Origin of the sequence: Streptomyces peucetius (assembly GCF_025854275.1) — a bacterium.
GTDB lineage: Bacteria > Actinomycetota > Actinomycetes > Streptomycetales > Streptomycetaceae > Streptomyces > Streptomyces peucetius_A.
This window is the reverse complement of sequence record NZ_CP107567.1, coordinates 437,142-454,299: the sequence shown is the minus strand read 5'-3', so window position 1 is coordinate 454,299 and position 17,158 is coordinate 437,142. Positions and strand designations below refer to the sequence as shown.

The following is a 17,158-nucleotide window of genomic DNA, read 5'->3' as shown; positions in this document are numbered from 1 at the left end:
GGCCACGGCCCGCCGGGCGGCCGCTCAGCGCCACGCGAGCCGAACCTCGGCCGCGCGCCACGGGGCCGTGTCACCCTGTGGCTCGTACCGTGTCAGCGGCTGGGTACGGGTGAGCAGGTCCCGCATGTGCCACCGGTCGCCGACGACCCGCTGGGCCTGTGCCTGCACCAGGACGTTACCGAACGCGGCCGCCTCCGCGGGTCCCGCCACCACCGGCAGCCCGCAGGCGTCGGCCGTCAGCCGGCACAGCAGTGCGTTGCGGGCGCCACCGCCGACGACATGGACGACGTCGACCGGGTGGCCGGCCAGCCGTTGGGCGTCCTCGATCGCCCGCCGGTGGGCGAGGGCCAGGGAGTCGAGGACGCAGCGGGTGATCTCGGCGGGGGACCCGGGCACCGGCTGCCCCGACGCCCGGCACGCCTCCGCGATCCGCTCCGGCATCCGCCCCGGCGCGAGGAAAGCGGTGTCGCACGCGTCCACGACCGATCGCAGAGCCGGCACCCCCTCCGCGGCGCGCAGCAGCTCACCGAGGTCGGGGTCGCCCCAGGCCCGTACGCACTCCTGGAGCAGCCACAGGCCTGTGATGTTCCGCAGGTAGCGGACCGTGCCGTCCAGCCCCAGCTCGTTGGTGAAGTTGGCGGTGCGGCTCTCCTCCGTCAGCACGGGCGCGTCCAGCTCCAGGCCCGCGAGCGACCAGGTGCCGGTGCAGATGTACGCGAACCGTTCCTTGGTGGCGGGGACGGCGGCCACTGCGGACGCGGTGTCGTGGGAGGCTACGGCCGTCACCGGTACGGGACCGGCCGCCCCGATCAGCTCGCGCACCTCGGGCCGGAGCACCCCGGCCGGGTCGCCGGGCTGCCGCAGCGGCGCGAACAGGCTCAGATCGACGCCCAGCCGGCGGGCGAGGCCGTACGACCAGTCGCGCGTCACGGGGTCGATCAGCCCGGTGGTCGAGGCGTTGGTCAGCTCGGTTCCCTGCTCACCGGTGAGCCAGTACGTGATGAGGTCGGGGACGAGCAACAGCCTTTCCGCGTACGTCGCCTGGGCCGAGGTCCGGGCGGCCTCCAGCTGGTACAGGGTGTTGAAGGGCGCGTCCTGCAGGCCCGTCGCCGCGTACAGCTCGTCGGCGGGCACCGTGGCCCGCACCGCCTCCGCGATTCCCTCGGTACGCGGGTCGCGGTAGTGGACCGGGTTGCCGAGCAGCGCGCCGTCCGCGTCGAGCAGACCGTAGTCGACGGCCCAGCCGTCGATGCCGACCGAGTCGACCCCCCCGGCGGCCCGCAGTCCGTCGAGGACGCCGGTGTAGAGGCCCAGCATGTCCCAGCGCAGCCCTTCGGGAAGGCGGACCGGCCGGTTGGGGAAACGGTGTGCCTCCGTCAGCTCCAGCGTGCCGGGGCCGACGCGGCCGGCCATGACACGCCCGCTGGACGCGCCGAGGTCGACCGCGGCGTACGACTTCACGGCCGCGCTCATCGCAGGAAGGCGGCGGCGACACCGGCGTCGACCGGGATGTGCAGCCCGGTGGTGTGGGTGAGATCGCCGCCGGTGAGCGCGAACACGGCGTTCGCCACGTGCTCCGGCAGAACCTCCCGCTTGAGGAGCGTCCGCTGGGCGTAGAACTCGCCGAGCTTGTCCTCCGCCACGCCGTACACGGCGGCGCGCCGGGCACCCCAGCCGCCGGCGAAGATGCCGGAGCCGCGGACGACTCCGTCCGGGTTGACGCCGTTGACGCGGATGCCGTGCTCGCCGAGTTCGGCGGCGAGCAGCCGGACCTGATGGGCCTGGTCGGCCTTGGTGGCGGAGTAGGCGATGTTGTTCGGGCCGGCGAAGACGGCGTTCTTGGAGGCGATGTAGACGATGTCGCCGCCCAGTCGCTGCGCGGTCATCACCCGGGCCGCCTCACGGGAGACGAGGAAGGACCCGCGGGCCATGATGTCGTGCTGGAGGTCCCAGTCCTTCGCCGTCGTCTCGAGCAGCGGCTTGGAGACGGAGATGCCGGCGTTGTTGACCACCAGGTCGACCCCGCCGAAGGCGAGAAGCGCCGCCTCGAAGGCGTCGGCGATCTGCTCCTCGGACGTCACGTCGACGGTCACGGCGACGGCCTTGTCGGCCCCGCCGAGCTCCTCGGCGACCGCTTGGGCGTTCCCGGTGTCGAGATCCGCGACGACCACGCACGCACCCTCGGCGACCAGCCGGTGCGCGACGGCCTTCCCGATCCCACTGCCGGCGCCCGTCACCAGCGCCACGCGAGCGGCCAGCGGCTTGGGCTCGGGCATCCGCTGAAGCTTGGCCTCTTCAAGCGCCCAGTACTCGATGCGGAACTTCTCGGACTCCTCGATGGGCGCGTACGACGAGACGGCCTCGGCGCCCCGCATCACATTGATGGCGTTGACGTAGAATTCGCCCGCGACCCGGGCGGTCTGCTTGTCCTTGCCGAAGCTGAACATGCCGACACCGGGGATCAGCACGATCGCCGGGTCGGCGCCGCGCATGGCGGGGGAGTCGGGCAGGGCGTGCCGCCGGTAGTAGGCGGCGTACTCCTCGCGGTACTCGGCGTGCAGCTCCTTCAGCCGGGCGGTCGCCTCGTCGAGCGGAGCGGCGGGCGGCAGGTCGAGGACGAGCGGCCGCACCTTGGTCCGCAGGAAGTGATCGGGGCAGGAGGTGCCGAGGCCGGCCAGCCGCGGATGCTCGGCCCGCGCCAGGAACTCGAGGACTGCCTCGGAGTCGTTGAAGTGACCGACCTGAGCCCTGTCCTGCGAGGCCACGGCACGGACGTACGGCGCCAGTGCCGCGGCACGCTCCCGCCGCTCGTCCTCGGGCAGCGCCGCGTACCCGTCGATCACCGGCCCGAACGGCTCCGGCCTCCCGCGCGAGGCGAGGAATGCCTCGGCGGTCCGGATGATGTGCAGCGAGTTCCGCTCGCACTCCTCGGAGGTGTCACCCCAGGCGGTGATCCCGTGCCCGCCGAGGATGCACCCGACGGCCTGCGGGTTGGCCTCCTTGACCGCCGCGATGTCCAGCCCGAGCTGGAACCCGGGCCGTCGCCACGGCACCCACACCACGGTGTCGCCGAAGCACTCGGCGGTCAGCTTCTCGCCGTCGGCGGCGCAGGCCAGGGCGATCCCGGAGTCGGGGTGGAGATGGTCGACATGCGCGGCCCCGACGAGCCCGTGCATGGCGGTGTCGATGGAGGGAGCCGCACCGCCCTTGCCGTGCAGGCAGTAGTCGAAGGCGGCGACCATCTCGTCCTCGCGCTCCACGCCCGGGTAGACGCCGGTGAGGGCGCGCAGCCGGTCGAGGCGCAGGGCGGCGAGTCCGCCCTCGGTGAGCGTGCCCAGGTCGCCACCGGAGCCCTTCACCCACATCAGTTCGACGTCGCCGCCGGTGACCGGGTCGGTCGTCGTCCCTTTGGCGGAGGTGTTGCCGCCGGCGTAGTTGGTGTTGCGGGGGTCGGCGCCGAGCCGGTGCGAACGGGCGAGCAGCGCGGCGGCTTCGGAATGGGTTGCCATGTCTGTTCAGTCCTTGTGTGACGAGGGTGGAGACGGCTTGAAAGGGGCGCGGGGCGTATCGATGTGCGGCGCCGCCGCGTGGGCGCGACCAGGCGCCTGCGACCTGCGGTCCGCACCGGCGGACCCGGCGGCGGACGGGGACCCGGTGGTCAGGCCCCCCAACCGGCCTGCTGCCCGCCGACGCGTTCAGCCACGATCTTCTCGGCCCACCCGGACCGGGCATACGCGGCGACGGGATCCGCGTCCAGCCCCATCTCCCCACGCACCTCCCGCAGCAGCGGCCGCACATCCGTGTTGTACGCGTCCATGAGTACGGCGTTGGCCGCGAGCACATCACCGCTCCGCTGCGCCGCGGCCAATGCCTCCCGGTCGACCAGCAGCGCCTTCGCCGTGGCCTCCTGCACGTTCATCACGGACCGGATGATCGCCGGAATCTTGGCCTCGATGTTGTGGCACTGATCGAGCATGAAGGCGACCTCGCTGGAGAACCCGCCACCGCGCAGCACCTCGTACATGATCCGGAACAGCTGGAACGGATCCGCGGCCCCGACCATCAGGTCGTCGTCCGCGTAGAACCGCGAGTTGAAGTCGAACCCGCCGAGCTTCCCCTCCCGCAGCAGCGTCGCGACGATGAACTCGATGTTGGTACCGGGAGCGTGATGCCCGGTGTCGACCACGACCTGCGCCTTCTCGCCGAGCTTCAGACAGTGCGCGTACGCCGTCCCCCAGTCCGGCACATCGGTCGTGTAGAAGGCCGGCTCGAAGAACTTGTACTCCAGCAGCATCCGCTGCCCGTCCCCGAGCCGCTCGTACACCTCGGCCAGTCCTTCGGCCAGCCGGTCCTGCCGCGCACGGATGTCGTCCTGCCCCGGGTAGTTCGTCCCGTCGGCGAACCACAGCTTCAGATCCCGGGACTCCGTCGCATCCATGATGTCGACGCACTCCAGCAGATGATCCACCGCCTTGCGCCGTACGGCCGCGTCCGGATGACAGATGCTTCCCAGCCTGTAGTCGTCGTCCTGGAAGGTGTTGGAGTTGATCGCGCCCAGCTTCACGCCACGGTCCCCGGCGTGTTTCGCCAGCTCTGCGTATCCGTCGGAGCCGTCGACCTTGTCCCACGGAATGTGCAGGGCGACGGTCGGCGCGACGCCGGTGAACTCGTGCACCTTCGCCGCGTCGTCCAGCTTCTCCTGCGGAGTGCGGGGAACGCCTTGCTGCGCGAACACCTTGAAACGCGTTCCCGAGTTCCCGTACGCCCACGACGGCGTCTCGACGGCCTGGGTCTTGAGCGCGGCCTTCACCGCGGCGAGCTCGGTCACTTCAGGGCTCCTGTGACATCGGGTCGGAAGGTCTGCTGAAAGGCTTCCCTGTGAAACGATTCAATACGGGAAGCTATGAGTCCTGCCCAGGGGTGTCAACCCCTCTGGCCCAGACGGTTGCGCATGAGAGTGACCTGTGCGCCTCGAAATTCTTTCGACCGGGACCCATTGACGCGACGTGGCCTCCATGCCTAACGTCCCGGCAACCAAGTTGAAACCTTTCACGACGCCAGGAGGGCCGTCCCGCCGGCGTCGTCGAGGAGCCCCCATGACCCACCCGTCCACCACGGGTCCGGCCCCGGTTCTCGCGCTCAGGGACATTTCGAAGTCCTTCGGCGCGGTCCGCGCCCTGCGGGACGTCTCCCTGGAGCTGTTCCCCGGAGAGGTGCACGCCCTCGCCGGAGAGAACGGCGCGGGCAAGTCGACCCTCATCAAGACGCTCGCCGGAGTGCACCGTCCGGACGCCGGCCAGGTGCTGCTCGACGGTGCGCCCGTCGTTTTCCACGGCCCCGGTGACGCCCGCGACGCAGGCATCGCCGTGATCTACCAGGAGCCGACCCTCTTCCCCGATCTGTCGATCGCCGAGAACATCTTCATGGGCCGCCGGCCCCGGCGCTCCCTCGGCCGCATCGACCACAAGGCCACCCACGCCGCGACACTCGGCCTGATGCAGCGTCTCGGCGTCGATCTCGACCCCGACCGGCCCGCGCGCGGCCTGTCCATCGCCGATCAGCAGATCGTCGAGATCGCCAAGGCGCTCTCCTTCGACGCCCGCGTCCTGATCATGGACGAGCCGACAGCTGCCCTCACCGGCAGCGAGGTCGCCCGCCTCTTCGGCGTGGTCCGCACCCTGCGCGAACAGGGCGCCGCGGTGCTCTTCATCTCGCACCGCCTCGAGGAGATCTTCCAGATCTGCCAGCGGGTGACCACCCTGCGCGACGGCGCCTGGATCGCCGGTGAGCCGCTCGACGGCATGACCGAGGACGACCTCGTCCGCCGCATGGTCGGCCGCGATCTCGCAGAGCTCTACCCCAAGCAGGACGTGACCCCGGGCGAGATCGCCCTCAGCGTGCGCCGGCTGACCCGCGAGGGCGTCTTCACCGACGTCTCCTTCGACGTGCGGCGCGGCGAGATCGTCGGCCTCGCCGGGCTCGTCGGCGCCGGCCGCACCGAGGTCGCCCGGGCCGTCTTCGGCATCGACCGCTGGGACGCCGGTGAGGTCGAGGTCGCCGGGCGGAAGCTGACCAGCGGCGCGCCGTCCATCGCCATGGCCTCCGGGCTCGCCCTGGTCCCCGAGGACCGGCGCGCCCAGGGCCTGGTGATGAACATGTCCATCGAGCGCAACATCGGCCTCACCGGTCTTCGTACGACCGTGAAGGCCGGCCTCATGGACCGCGGCGCCGAACGCAGCCGCTCCCTCGACTGGGCCGTCAAGCTCCAGGTCAAGTACGCCCGGATCGCCGACACCGTCGCCACGCTCTCCGGCGGCAACCAGCAGAAGGTCGTCCTCGCCAAGTGGCTCGCCACCGGCCCCCAGGTACTGATCGTCGATGAGCCGACCCGCGGCATCGACGTCGGCACCAAGGCCGAGGTGCACCGGCTGCTCAGCGAGCTGGCCGCCGACGGGGTCGCCGTCCTGATGATCTCCTCCGACCTGCCCGAGATCCTCGGCATGGCCGACCGCGTGCTCGTGATGCACGAGGGCCGCCTGACCGCCGAGATCCCCCGCACCGAAGCCACCGAGGAATCCGTGATGGCCGCAGCCACCGGGAGGGCCGCGTGAGCGACGCGCACATCGAAGCAGCCTGCGCGCAGCGCAGCCGGTTGAGGGCGGTGGCGGGCGACGGGCGGGACGCCGGGCCGCAGACGAACACGATGCCCGCACCTCCGCGCCGCGCGGGCGGCGACGAGGGCGCCCCCTGGACGAAGCCCATGGGGGAGAACGGAAGGAGGAGGGCGTGACGGTGATCGCTCCTCAGCAGGCCCCCGCCGGCGACATACCTGAGTCCGGCGGCACCCGCCTGGTCGACCGCGTCTTCAAGATGCGCGAGCTCGCCATCCTGCTCGTCTTCCTGGCGATGATCGCCGTCACCCAGGCGGGCAACAGCGAGTTCCTCACCGAGCAGGGCATCAAGGACCTGCTGCTGAACGCGACGATCCTGGTCCTCGTCGCCATCGGCCAGGCGCTCGTCGTCATCACCCGCAACGTCGACCTGTCGGTCGGCTCCACGCTCGGTATCAGCGCCTTCGCCGCCGGCATCCATCTCCAGGGCGGCGGCAACCCCGTCGTGGCCGTGTTCCTCGCGGTCCTGACCGGTATCGCCTTCGGCCTGCTCAACGGCCTGCTCGTCAGCCTCGGCCAGGTGCCCGCGCTCGTCGTCACCCTCGGCACGCTCTACATCATCCGCGGCATCGACTCCATCTGGGTCGGCTCCCGCCAGATCACCGCGGCCGACCTGCCCGACGGATTCGTCGACTTCGGCTCCGGCGGCGTCTCCGCGGTGCCGTGGCTCGCCCTGATCGCCCTCGCGGTGCTGGTGGCGACGGCGTACTACCTCAAGCACTTCAGCAGCGGACGAGAGCTGTACGCGCTCGGCTCCAACCCCGAGGCCGCCCGCCTCGCCGGCATCCCCGTCCGCAAGCGGACCCTGGCCGCCTACACCTTCTGCGGCGCCCTCGCCGGTCTCGCGGGCGCGATGTACCTGGCCCGGTTCGGCAACGTCGACTCCGGCACCGGTACCGGCTACGAACTCACCGTCGTCAGCGCGGTCGTGGTCGGTGGCGTGGTCTTCACCGGCGGCTCCGGCAGCGTCTACGGCGCGGCCCTCGGCGCGCTGCTGCTGACCTCCATCAACAGCGTGCTGCCCGCCCTCGGCGTCAGCTCCGTCTGGGTGCTCGCCATCAACGGCGTCCTGCTCATCCTCGCCATCGCGGTCGACCGGATCGTCGCGCTGCGCGTGGCCAACGCCCTGAAGAAGAGGAACGCCCGCCATGGCTGACTTCTCCCTGAGCCGAGCGATCCGCCGGCCCGTCCTGAAGAGGTGGGATTCGGCCGTCGGCGCCCTCCTCGTCGTCGTCCTGCTGTTGTCCTTCGGTACCGTCGACGGTTTCGGCAACGCCCTCAACCTGTCATTCCTCATCGGCAACACGCTGCCCATCGCGCTCATCGCGCTGCCGATGACGCTGCTCGTGGTCTCCGGCGAGATCGACCTCTCCGTCGCCTCGACGGCCGGTCTGTCGGGTGCCGTGATGGGCGCCCTGTGGAACCAGGGCATGACGATCGAGACGATCATCCCGCTCTGCTTGGTCCTCGGTGTGGTCTGCGGACTGATCAACGGCCTGCTGGTGACCCGGCTCGGACTGCCGTCCCTCGCCGTCACCATCGGCACCCTCGCCGCGTATCGCGGCATCGCGCAGATCGTGCTCGGTTCCGACGCGGTGACCGACTTCCCCACCCAGTACCTGGACTTCGCGGCCGGACGCATCGGCGACACCTTCATCCCCTACGCCTTCCTGCCCTTCCTCGTCCTGCTCGCGATCGCCGTGGTCGCGCTGCACGCCACCCCGTTCGGCCGGTCACTGTTCGCGATCGGCGCCGCCGAGGAGGCCGCGCGGTTCGCCGGCATCCGGGTCAAGCGGCAGAAGCTGATCCTGTTCGCGGTGACCGGCCTGATGGCCTCCCTCACCGGCGTCTTCTGGGCACTGCACTACGCCAGCGCCCGCTACGACAACGCCATGGGCCTGGAACTCTCCGTCGTCGCCGCCGTGTTGCTCGGCGGCATCGACTTCGACGGCGGCCGGGGCACGCTCGGCGGCGCGATCGCGGGAGTCTTCCTGCTCGGCGCGCTGCAGAACGTGATGAGCCTCCAGGACGTCTCCGCCCAGTCGCAGATCGTCGTCACCGGCGTTCTGCTCGTCCTCTCCGTGCTCGGCCCCCGGGTCGCACGGCAGATCGCGGTCACCCGTGCCGGGCGCCGGGCCGCCGCGGCACCGTCCGTTCCCAAGGCCCCCAGTCCCGTCCCGTAGCACGGGGCCCTCAGACCCCACGCCCCCTGCGCCCACCCTCGCAAAGGAACCTCCGCCATGCGCAAGTCATCCCTCCGCCGTACCTGCGCGGCCCTCGCCGCCGTCACCTCCCTCGCCCTGGCCGCCACCGCCTGCGGCGGCACCACCAAGGAGGACGTCAACAACGACAGCGGCCGGGCCGCCACCGCCGGCAAGGCCGACCCCGACGCCGAACTGAAGAAGGGCCTGACCGTCGGCTTCCTGCCCAAGCAGGTCAACAACCCCTACTTCACCACCGCCGACAAGGGTGGCGAGGCGGCCCTGAAGGAGCTGGGCTCCGACTACAAGGAGGTCGGCCCGTCCAGCGCCACAGACACCTCCAGCCAGGTCTCCTACGTCAACACGCTCACCCAGCAGCAGGTCGACGCGATGGCCGTCTCCGCGCAGGACCCGGGCGCGCTGTGCACCGCGCTCAAGCAGGCCATGAAGAACGACATCAAGGTCGTCACCTACGACTCCGACACCAAGCCCGACTGCCGCAACGCCTTCATATCGCAGGCCGGCGCCGAGGACCTGGGCCGCACCGAGGTGCAGCTGCTCGCCGAACAGATCGGCTACAAGGGCGAGATCGCGATCCTGTCGGCCGCGCAGACCGCGACGAACCAGAACATCTGGATCGACTACATGAAGGAGGAGCTGAAGGACCCCAAGTACAAGGACATGAAGCTGGTCAAGGTCGCGTACGGCAACGACGACGCCCAGCAGTCCTTCCAGCAGACCCAGGGCCTGCTCCAGGAGTACCCGAACCTGAAGGGGATCATCTCCCCGACCACCGTCGGCATCAAGGCGGCCGCCCAGTACCTGTCCGGTTCCAAGTACAAGGGCAAGGTCAAGCTGACCGGTCTCGGCACCCCGAACGACATGCGCAAGTACGTCAAGAACGGCACCGTCGAGGCGTTCGAGCTGTGGGACCCGGCCAAGCTCGGCGAGCTGGCGGCCCGCACCGCAGTCGCCCTGGTCTCCGGCCGGATCACCGGCAAGGAGGGCGAGACCTTCACGGCCGGCGACATGGGCGAGTACACCATCGGCAAGGACGGCGTGATCACCCTCGGCAAGCCGACCGTGTTCGACGCCAAGAACATCGACCAGTACAACTTCTGACATCCGAAAGGGCTGTTGATGCAGCGCGTGTGCTTCCTGCTGAAGGTCAGGGCGGACCGCCTCGACGAGTACCGTGAGCGGCACTCCGCCGTGTGGCCCGAGATGCTCGAAGCGCTCTCGGCCACCGGCTGGCACAACTACTCGCTCTTCCTGCGCGAGGACGGCCTGCTCGTCGGCTACCTGGAGACCGAGGACTTCGAGGCCGCCGTGGCCGGTATGGAAGCCACCGACGTCAACGCCCGCTGGCAGGCTGACATGGCGCCGTTCTTCGAGTCGCTGGACGGCGCCCGGCCCGACGAGGCCATGAAACCCCTCACCGAGGTGTTCCACCTCGCCTGACACCCCCCGCGCCACCCCGCTCACCCGTGCCCGACCCCCGCTCGCCGCCCTCCCCCCATACTTCGCCGACCCTGGAGTCCCCGAGATGAGACGACGCAGCCTGCTGGGCGCCGCCCTCGCCGGTGCCCTGGCGACCCCCGCCATCACCTCCGGCACCGCCCGCGCCGCCGACCCCGGCCCCTCGCTCACGCTGACCGGCAGCACCCTGCTGGACAGACGGGCCATCTTCTTCGTGTCGTACGACGGCCTGGTCAACAACAACGCCTTCCAGAAGAACGGCCTGCTGACCTACAAGGGCCACCAGTACGCCGTCTGGTACACCGCCGACCGCAACGCCGTCGTCGGCCGCCGCAGACTCCCGTCGAGCAAGTGGGAGACCGTCAAGGTCGGTCACACCCTCCGGTACAACGACTCCCACAACGTCATCTCCATGGGCGTCTCCGAGGTCGACGGCCGGCTGCACCTCAACATGGACTCCCACAGCGACGGCTTCACCTACGTCAAGTCGGTGGCCGGCCTGATGGACGACCCGGACGGGACGAGCTGGACCGCGAGTCGCTTCGGCGCCCCGCGGTCCACCCTCGACGGCCTCGCGCTCACCTCGCAGTTCACCTACCCGCAGTTCATCTCGACGCCCGAGGGCAGGCTCCAGCTGAGCTACCGCGCCGGAGTCTCCGGCAACGGCCGCAACGCCCTGGCCGAGTACGACGGCTCGTCCTGGACCGGCCTCGGCGAGTGGAGCGGCTCCACCGGCACCTACAGCAGCGAGCACGGCTCCTCGACGACCCGCAACATGTACCTGCACGGCATCGACTACGACCGGAACGGCCGCCTGCACTCCTTCTTCACCTGGCGCGAGCAGAACGGCGCCGTGATGTGCAACGGCGGCGGCATCACCAACCACGACACCGGCTACGTCTACTCCGACGACCGCGGCCGCACCTGGCGCAACGACGCGGGCACAGTCGTCGGCAGGACGGGCAGCTCCGACCGGGTCTTTGTCACCGACGCCGGTCTCGTCGTGGACCCGCTGGGCCCGGACCACTCCCTGATGAACCAGGAGAGCCAGTTCACCGACTCGGCGGGACGCCCGCACGCGATCATCAGCTACGTCCCCGGCCGCTTCGGCCAGTGCACGACGGACTACGTCGCCGACCGCACCGCCAACGGCCGCGCCTTCCACGTGCGCCAGGACGCGTCCGGCGGCTGGCGGAAGACCGAGATCCCGGTCCCGCTGAACTCCAGCCAGCGCACCAAGCTGGTCCTGGACACGCACGACAACGCGTACGCGATCTTCCCGTTCTGCCGGATCGCCGCGGCATCCGCGGCCTCCGGGTACACCGACTGGACGATGCTGTACGACGGTGCCGGGCTGAACGCCTTCGGCGAGGTCGTGATCGACGAGACGCGGATCGCGCAGGACAACTTCCTGTCGATCATGTACCAGGAGAAGTCCAGCGGCACGACGCCCTCGGCGCTGCGCTCGCTCAACTTCCGTCTGCCTGCCTGACCGACCGCCCGGGGGCGGCTTGACGGTAATGTGAAGGCCCTCCCGCCGCCCGCGTCTTTCTGGAGTTTCTGGAGGTTCCTGCTCGATGTCCCAGTCGGTGGGTATCAAGGACGTCGCTCGCGCCGCCAAGGTCTCCGTGGGCACGGTGTCGAACGTCATCAACCGCCCGGACACGGTGGCCGAAGAGACCCGTGCCCGGGTGCTCTCGGCCATCGACCGGCTCGGTTACGTCCGCAGCGAGTCCGCACGCCAGTTGCGCGCCGGGCGCAGCAGGATCATGGGGCTGCTCGTCCTGGACATGGGCAACCCCTTCTTCGTCGACGTGGCCCGCGGGGCCGAGCGCGCCGCCCGCAGGGCCGGCCTGGGTGTGATGGTCTGCAACAGCGCCCAGAGCCCGGACGAGGAGGCCGAGTACCTGTCGCTCTTCGCCGAGCAGCGGGTACGGGGCGTCCTGCTGACACCGGCCGACGCCACCGGCAGCACCATCGAGGCCTTCCGGCGCCACAGCATCCCCTTCGTCCTCGTCGACCGTGTCGCCGAGGGCGTCACCGAGTGCTCGGTCTCCGTCGACGACGTGACGGGCGGCGCGCTCGCCGTACGGCATCTCGTCGAAGCAGGCCACCGCTCCATCGCCTACGTCAGCGGGCCGCCCAACCTCCACCAGGTCAGGGACCGGCGCACCGGCGCCCTGAACGCCCTCGCCGAGGCCGGGCTGGGTCCCGACGCCCTGCGCGAACTGCCGACCGAGCGGCTCGACGTCAGCGCGGGGCGGGACGCCGGCGCCCGTGTCCTCGGCCTCGCCGACCGGCCGACCGCCGTCTTCTGCGCCAACGACCTGCTCGCCCTCGGTGTCCTCCAGGCGCTGTACGCGGCCGGTGTCGCGGTCCCAGACGACCTCGCCATCGTGGGCTACGACGACATCGAGTTCGCGGCCGCCGCGGCCGTCCCACTCACCTCGGTGCGGCAGCCGGCCGTCACCATGGGCACGATGGCGGCGGAGCTGCTGCTGGAGGAGACCGAGGCACAGGGCGGCGGGCGCGCGCATGAGCACCGGCGGGTGGTGCTCCAGCCGGAGCTGGTGGTCCGGCGCTCCAGCCTCTCCTCCCGCTGAGCCGGTGACCGCGGGCGGCCCGCGGTGCGTTCAGGCCCGCGGGCTCCCCGCGGGCAGACCGAGACCGGCGGCCAGTCGGTCGCGGTGCCACGCGGGCGACCCGAACAGCTGGGCCGAACCGTGTGCGCGTTTGAAGTAGCGGTGGGCGTCGTGCTCCCAGGTGATGCCGATGCCGCCGTGGAGCTGGATCATCTCGCCCGCGACCGCCGAGAACGCCTCCGAGCAGGCGGACTTGGCGGCTGCCGCGAGGCGGCCCGCGCCGGGTGCAGCCCCGTCCAGGGCGGTCGCCGCGCCCAGCGCCACCGAGCGCGCCGCCTCCACCATCACGAACGCGTCGGCGAGGCGGTGCTTGACCGCCTGGAAGGAGCCTATGGGGCGGCCGAACTGGACACGGTCCTTGACGTGGGCGACCGTGACCCCCAGGCAGTGCGCGGCCGCGCCGGCCTGCTCCGCCGCGAGCGCCGTGCACGCCACGTCCAGGACCCGCGCCAGCACGCGGGCGGCGTCGCCGTCCCGGCCGACGAGCCGGCCCCGGGCCGCGTCGAGGACCACCCGGGCCTGTGCCCGCGTACGGTCCATCGTGACCGTCGCCTCACGGCGGACCCGCGCGCGGTCGGTCTCCGCCTCGAAGAGCGAGATGCCGGCGTCGGTGCGCGCGGCCACCAGCAGCACGCCGGCCTCCGCGCCGTCCAGGACGTGCTCCTTGACACCCGTGAGAAGCCATCGCCCCGCCGGGCCGGCCACGGCCCGGGCCCGGATCGCCGCCGGGTCCCAGGAACCCCGTTCGGCCCAGGCCAGGGCTCCCGTCCCACTGCCCGACGTCAAGCGCGGCAGCAGCCGCGCGCAGGCAGCAGCGTCCCCGGAGGCGAGCAGGGCCCGCACGGTGAGCACCGCCGAGCCGAGAAAGGGGACAGGGCTCAGCCGTCGTCCCAGCTCCTCCATCACCACGTGGACTTCCCGCGCACCGCAGCCCGCTCCGCCGTACTCCTCCGGGACCGCGAGCCCCGCGACGCCGATCTGCCGGGTCAACGGCCGCCAGGCGGACGCCCCTTCGTGACGCGCGAGCAGCGACCGTACGGCGCTTTGCAGCTCCTGGTGCTCCTCACTCGGCCTCATCCGCCGCCGCCCTCCTGGGGTCCAGGACGCGGGCGCGGTGCGAGGCGGGGGTGCCCCAGGCGTCGCGGACCGCGCGGGCCTTGCGGATCCACAGCGAGAGGTCGAACTCGGCGGTGTAGCCGACCGCTCCGTGGATCTGCAGCGCCGTACGGGCGGCCGCACAGGCCGCTTCCCCGGCGGCGACCTTGGCCGCCGAGACCATGCGCCCGCGGCCCGGTTCGCCGGCGGCCAGGGCCAGCGCGGCGGCGTACAGCAGCGGCCGGGCGAACTCGAGCCCGATCAGGGTGTCGGCCAGCCGGTGCTTGACCGCCTGGAAGGAGCCCACGGGGACGCCGAACTGGACCCGCTGCCGGGCATGGCTCACGGTCGCGTCCAACAGTGCCCGGCCCAGGCCCAGGCACTGGGCCGCCGTGGCGAGCGCGGCGACATCGGCCGCCTGGCCGGCCGCGGCACGCACCTGATCGCCGCGCGAGAGGACCGGGCCGGGTCCGGGGCGGGCGAGGCGGCGCGCCGGGTCGGCGGACCGCTGGACGGGCCCGGTGGTCTCCGCGAGCCGCAGGGTGTCACCCTCGACGACGAGGACGGCGTCGGCCGCGTCGGCGTCCAGGGCGAAGGGCCGGGCTTCGGACAGCAGGCACAGGGAGGCCACCGTCCTGCCGGACGCGATCCCCTCAGCCAGGTCGCCCGTCACTGCGTCGTCGCCGACCCGGTCCAGCAGTACCGCCGCGGCGACCGTTTCGACCAGCGGGCCGGGCACCGCGTGGCGGCCCAGCTCCGTGAAGGCCACGGCGAGTTCGACCGGGAGGGGGCCGAGACCTCCGTGGCGTTCGGGACCGGCCAGGGCGAAGACACCCGCCCCGGCGAGCCGGGCCCACAGGGCGCGGCCGGGTGTGCTGTCGCCCGCCGCCCATGCCCGCACGGCGGCCGGTGTGTCCGCCGCCGACAGCATGGCGTGCAGGGAGCGGGCGAAGTCCCGTTGCCCGGCATCGAGGAGGAACCGCATCAGCGACGCCCCTTCGGCAGGCCGAGCAGCCGCTCCGCGATGATGTCGCGCTGGATCTCGTTGGTGCCCGCGTAGAGGGGGCCCGCGAGGGAGAAGACGTGCCCCTCGGCCCACCTGCCGTGATCGGGAGCCTCCCCGGCCTCGTCGCAGAGCTCCCCGTACGGGCCGAGCAGATCGAGCGCGGTCTCGTGCAGCGCGATGTCCAGCTCGGACCAGAAGACCTTGTTGAGGCTGGACTCCGCCCCGGTCGAGCCGCCCTCGGCGCTGCGCGAGGCGGCGGCGAGGGCGAAGAGCCGGTACGCCTCGGCGCCGATGACGGCGTCGACCACCCGGTCGCGCATCGCCGTGTCGTTCGCGTCGCCCCGCTCCCGCCACAGCGTCGTCAGCCGGCCGGCGGCGGCCGTGAAGCGCCCGGGGCTGCGCAGGGTCAGGCCGCGTTCGTTGCCGGCGGTGCTCATGGCCACGCGCCAGCCGTCGCCCGGTTCCCCGATGACGTCCTCGTCGGGCACGAAGACGCCGTCGAGGAAGAGTTCGGCGAAGGCGGGCTTCCCGTCGAGCCGGCCGATCGGGCGGACCGTGACACCGGGGGCGTCGAGCCCGAACATCAGATACGTCAGGCCCTGGTGCGGCCGGTCCGTGCCCGGGGTGCTGCGGAACAGTCCGAAGGCGCGGTCGGCGAACGCGGCCCGTGACGACCAGGTCTTCTGCCCGTCGAGCAGCCAGCCCCCGTCGGTGCGGGTGGCGGTGGAGCGCAGGGAGGCGAGGTCGGAGCCGGACTCCGGTTCCGACCAGGCCTGGGCCCAGATCACCTCACCGCTCGCCATGTCCGGCAGGATCCGAGCCCGTTGGGCCTCGCTCCCGTGCTCCATGAGGGTGGGGGCGAGCAGACCGACACCGTTCTGGGCGACCCGGCCCGGGGCTCCGGCCGCGTAGTACTCCTCCTCGAAGATCAGCCACTCCATGACGGTCAGTCCCCGGCCGCCGTACCGCTCCGGCCAGGCGACGGCCGACCAGCGGCCCCGGGCCAGCGTCCGTTCCCATTCCCGGTGGGCCGCGAAACCCTCGGCGGTCTCCAGGGAGGGCAGGGAAGCGGCGGGGACGTGGGCGGTGAGCCAGTCGCGGGCCTCGTCGCGGAACGCGGCCTGCGCGGCCGTGAGTTCGAGGTCCATCAGGATCCGGCCTCCTTCATCGCCCGGACGCCCATGCCGCCGAGCGGGTCCTGAGCGGTCTCCGCGTTGTGCGCGTGCGCGAGGTGGTGCAGGCCGAAGGCGGAGTCCAGCCCGGTGTGCAGGCCCTGCAGGTCCTCCGCCTGGTTGACCGCGCGTTTGGTCAGCGCGAGCCCCATGCGCGGCATCCCGGCGATCCGCAGCGCCATCTCCATGGCCCGCTCCATGAGTTCGACGCGTTCCACGACGCGGTTGACCATGCCGACCTCGTACGCGCGCCGCGCGCTCATCCGGTCGCCGGTGTAGAGGAACTCCTTGGCGATCCGCGGGGGCATCACCCAGGGGTGGGCGAAGTATTCGACCCCGGGAATGCCCATCCGGACCACCGGGTCGGCGAAGAACGCGTCCTCGGAGGCGACGATCAGGTCGCAGATCCACGCGAGCATCAGCCCGCCCGCCACGCACGCGCCCTGCACGCAGGCGATCACCGGTTTGGGCAGCTCACGCCACCTCCGGCACATCCCGAGGTACACCTCGGACTCGCGGGCGAAGCGGCTCTCGGCGCCGTGCTTGTCCGAGTGGTCCCACCACAGTCCGGCCGTGCGCTCGAACGGCAGATGGGCGTCGCGCTCCGGGGTGCCGATGTCGTGGCCGGCGGAGAAGTGGCTGCCCGCTCCGGCCAGGACGACGACCCTGACCGCGTCGTCGTCGGAGGCGCGGCGGAAGGCCCGGTCGAGGGCGTACGTCATCGCGGAGTTCTGGGCGTTGCGGTACTCGGGCCGGTCCATGGTGACCAGGGCGACCGGGCCCCGTACCTCGTAGCGGACCGGTTCCGTCGGGGCAGCGGACATCCGCCCTCCTTCCCTAACAAGTGTTTGGTAGGTTAACGTACGGACCGTGGGCCGTCGAGATCCGCAGG

At 71.5% G+C, this 17,158-nt stretch carries 15 protein-coding genes; 8 read left to right on the top strand and 7 right to left on the bottom strand.

Annotated elements, in window-relative coordinates; all coding sequences use genetic code 11:
- Positions 1-24 precede the first annotated feature (24 nt).
- From OGH68_RS02155 to rhaI, 3 genes are all read right to left on the bottom strand, one after another.
- The gene (locus OGH68_RS02155; RefSeq protein WP_264241585.1) at positions 25-1,473 is read right to left on the bottom strand and encodes a rhamnulokinase; all 1,449 of its coding nucleotides are present in this window, start codon (positions 1,471-1,473) and stop codon (positions 25-27) included.
- Positions 1,470-3,509 (bottom strand): bifunctional aldolase/short-chain dehydrogenase, encoded by a 2,040-nt coding sequence (locus tag OGH68_RS02150; protein ID WP_264241583.1) that lies wholly within the window; start codon positions 3,507-3,509, stop codon positions 1,470-1,472. The genes OGH68_RS02155 and OGH68_RS02150 overlap by 4 nt, the downstream gene beginning before the upstream one ends.
- Before the next feature lie 149 nt (positions 3,510-3,658).
- Entirely contained in the window at positions 3,659-4,828 is a 1,170-nt protein-coding gene (rhaI, locus tag OGH68_RS02145) for an L-rhamnose isomerase (protein WP_264241582.1), read from the bottom strand.
- Positions 4,829-5,096: 268 nt separating this feature from the next.
- On the opposite strand from rhaI, the gene OGH68_RS02140 reads away from it, so the two are divergent.
- The 8 genes from OGH68_RS02140 (at position 5,097) to OGH68_RS02105 (ending at position 12,954) form a co-directional block, all read left to right on the top strand.
- Positions 5,097-6,611 carry a sugar ABC transporter ATP-binding protein gene (locus tag OGH68_RS02140; RefSeq protein ID WP_264241579.1) on the top strand — a complete coding sequence of 505 codons (1,515 nt, stop codon included), beginning with the start codon at positions 5,097-5,099 and terminating at the stop codon, positions 6,609-6,611.
- The gene (locus tag OGH68_RS02135) at positions 6,608-6,790 is read left to right on the top strand and encodes a hypothetical protein (protein ID WP_264241577.1); all 183 of its coding nucleotides are present in this window, start codon (positions 6,608-6,610) and stop codon (positions 6,788-6,790) included. Before OGH68_RS02140 ends, OGH68_RS02135 begins: the two co-directional genes overlap by 4 nt.
- Positions 6,787-7,827 (top strand): ABC transporter permease, encoded by a 1,041-nt coding sequence (locus OGH68_RS02130; protein WP_264241575.1) that lies wholly within the window; start codon positions 6,787-6,789, stop codon positions 7,825-7,827. The genes OGH68_RS02135 and OGH68_RS02130 overlap by 4 nt, the downstream gene beginning before the upstream one ends.
- On the top strand, positions 7,820-8,854 hold the full coding sequence (locus OGH68_RS02125) for an ABC transporter permease (protein ID WP_264241574.1): 1,035 nt from the start codon (positions 7,820-7,822) through the stop codon (positions 8,852-8,854). The genes OGH68_RS02130 and OGH68_RS02125 overlap by 8 nt, the downstream gene beginning before the upstream one ends.
- A 57-nt stretch (positions 8,855-8,911) precedes the next feature.
- On the top strand, positions 8,912-9,994 hold the full coding sequence (gene rhaS, locus OGH68_RS02120) for a rhamnose ABC transporter substrate-binding protein (RefSeq protein WP_264241573.1): 1,083 nt from the start codon (positions 8,912-8,914) through the stop codon (positions 9,992-9,994).
- Positions 9,995-10,012: 18 nt separating this feature from the next.
- Positions 10,013-10,333, top strand: a complete 321-nt coding sequence (locus tag OGH68_RS02115; protein ID WP_264241571.1) for an L-rhamnose mutarotase — start codon at positions 10,013-10,015, stop codon at positions 10,331-10,333.
- An 85-nt stretch (positions 10,334-10,418) separates the two neighbouring features.
- Complete coding sequence (locus OGH68_RS02110) at positions 10,419-11,843, top strand: BNR repeat-containing protein (protein ID WP_264241569.1); 1,425 nt, start codon at positions 10,419-10,421, stop codon at positions 11,841-11,843.
- 85 nt (positions 11,844-11,928) lie between these two features.
- On the top strand, positions 11,929-12,954 hold the full coding sequence (locus tag OGH68_RS02105) for a LacI family DNA-binding transcriptional regulator (protein ID WP_264241566.1): 1,026 nt from the start codon (positions 11,929-11,931) through the stop codon (positions 12,952-12,954).
- Between the two features lie 30 nt (positions 12,955-12,984).
- Here OGH68_RS02105 and OGH68_RS02100 read toward each other — a convergent pair whose 3' ends face one another.
- The 4 genes from OGH68_RS02100 to OGH68_RS02085 are packed head-to-tail and all read right to left on the bottom strand — an operon-like array spanning position 12,985 to position 17,090.
- Positions 12,985-14,070, bottom strand: a complete 1,086-nt coding sequence (locus OGH68_RS02100) for an acyl-CoA dehydrogenase family protein (protein ID WP_264241564.1) — start codon at positions 14,068-14,070, stop codon at positions 12,985-12,987.
- Positions 14,057-15,073: an acyl-CoA dehydrogenase family protein gene (locus OGH68_RS02095; RefSeq protein WP_264241562.1), complete on the bottom strand. Its 1,017-nt coding sequence runs from the start codon at positions 15,071-15,073 to the stop codon at positions 14,057-14,059. Before OGH68_RS02095 ends, OGH68_RS02100 begins: the two co-directional genes overlap by 14 nt.
- Positions 15,073-16,242 (bottom strand): acyl-CoA dehydrogenase family protein, encoded by a 1,170-nt coding sequence (locus tag OGH68_RS02090; RefSeq protein ID WP_264241560.1) that lies wholly within the window; start codon positions 16,240-16,242, stop codon positions 15,073-15,075. The genes OGH68_RS02095 and OGH68_RS02090 overlap by 1 nt, the downstream gene beginning before the upstream one ends.
- Positions 16,242-17,090 carry an enoyl-CoA hydratase gene (locus tag OGH68_RS02085; protein ID WP_264241559.1) on the bottom strand — a complete coding sequence of 283 codons (849 nt, stop codon included), beginning with the start codon at positions 17,088-17,090 and terminating at the stop codon, positions 16,242-16,244. The genes OGH68_RS02090 and OGH68_RS02085 overlap by 1 nt, the downstream gene beginning before the upstream one ends.
- Between the last annotated feature and the right edge of the window lie 68 nt (positions 17,091-17,158).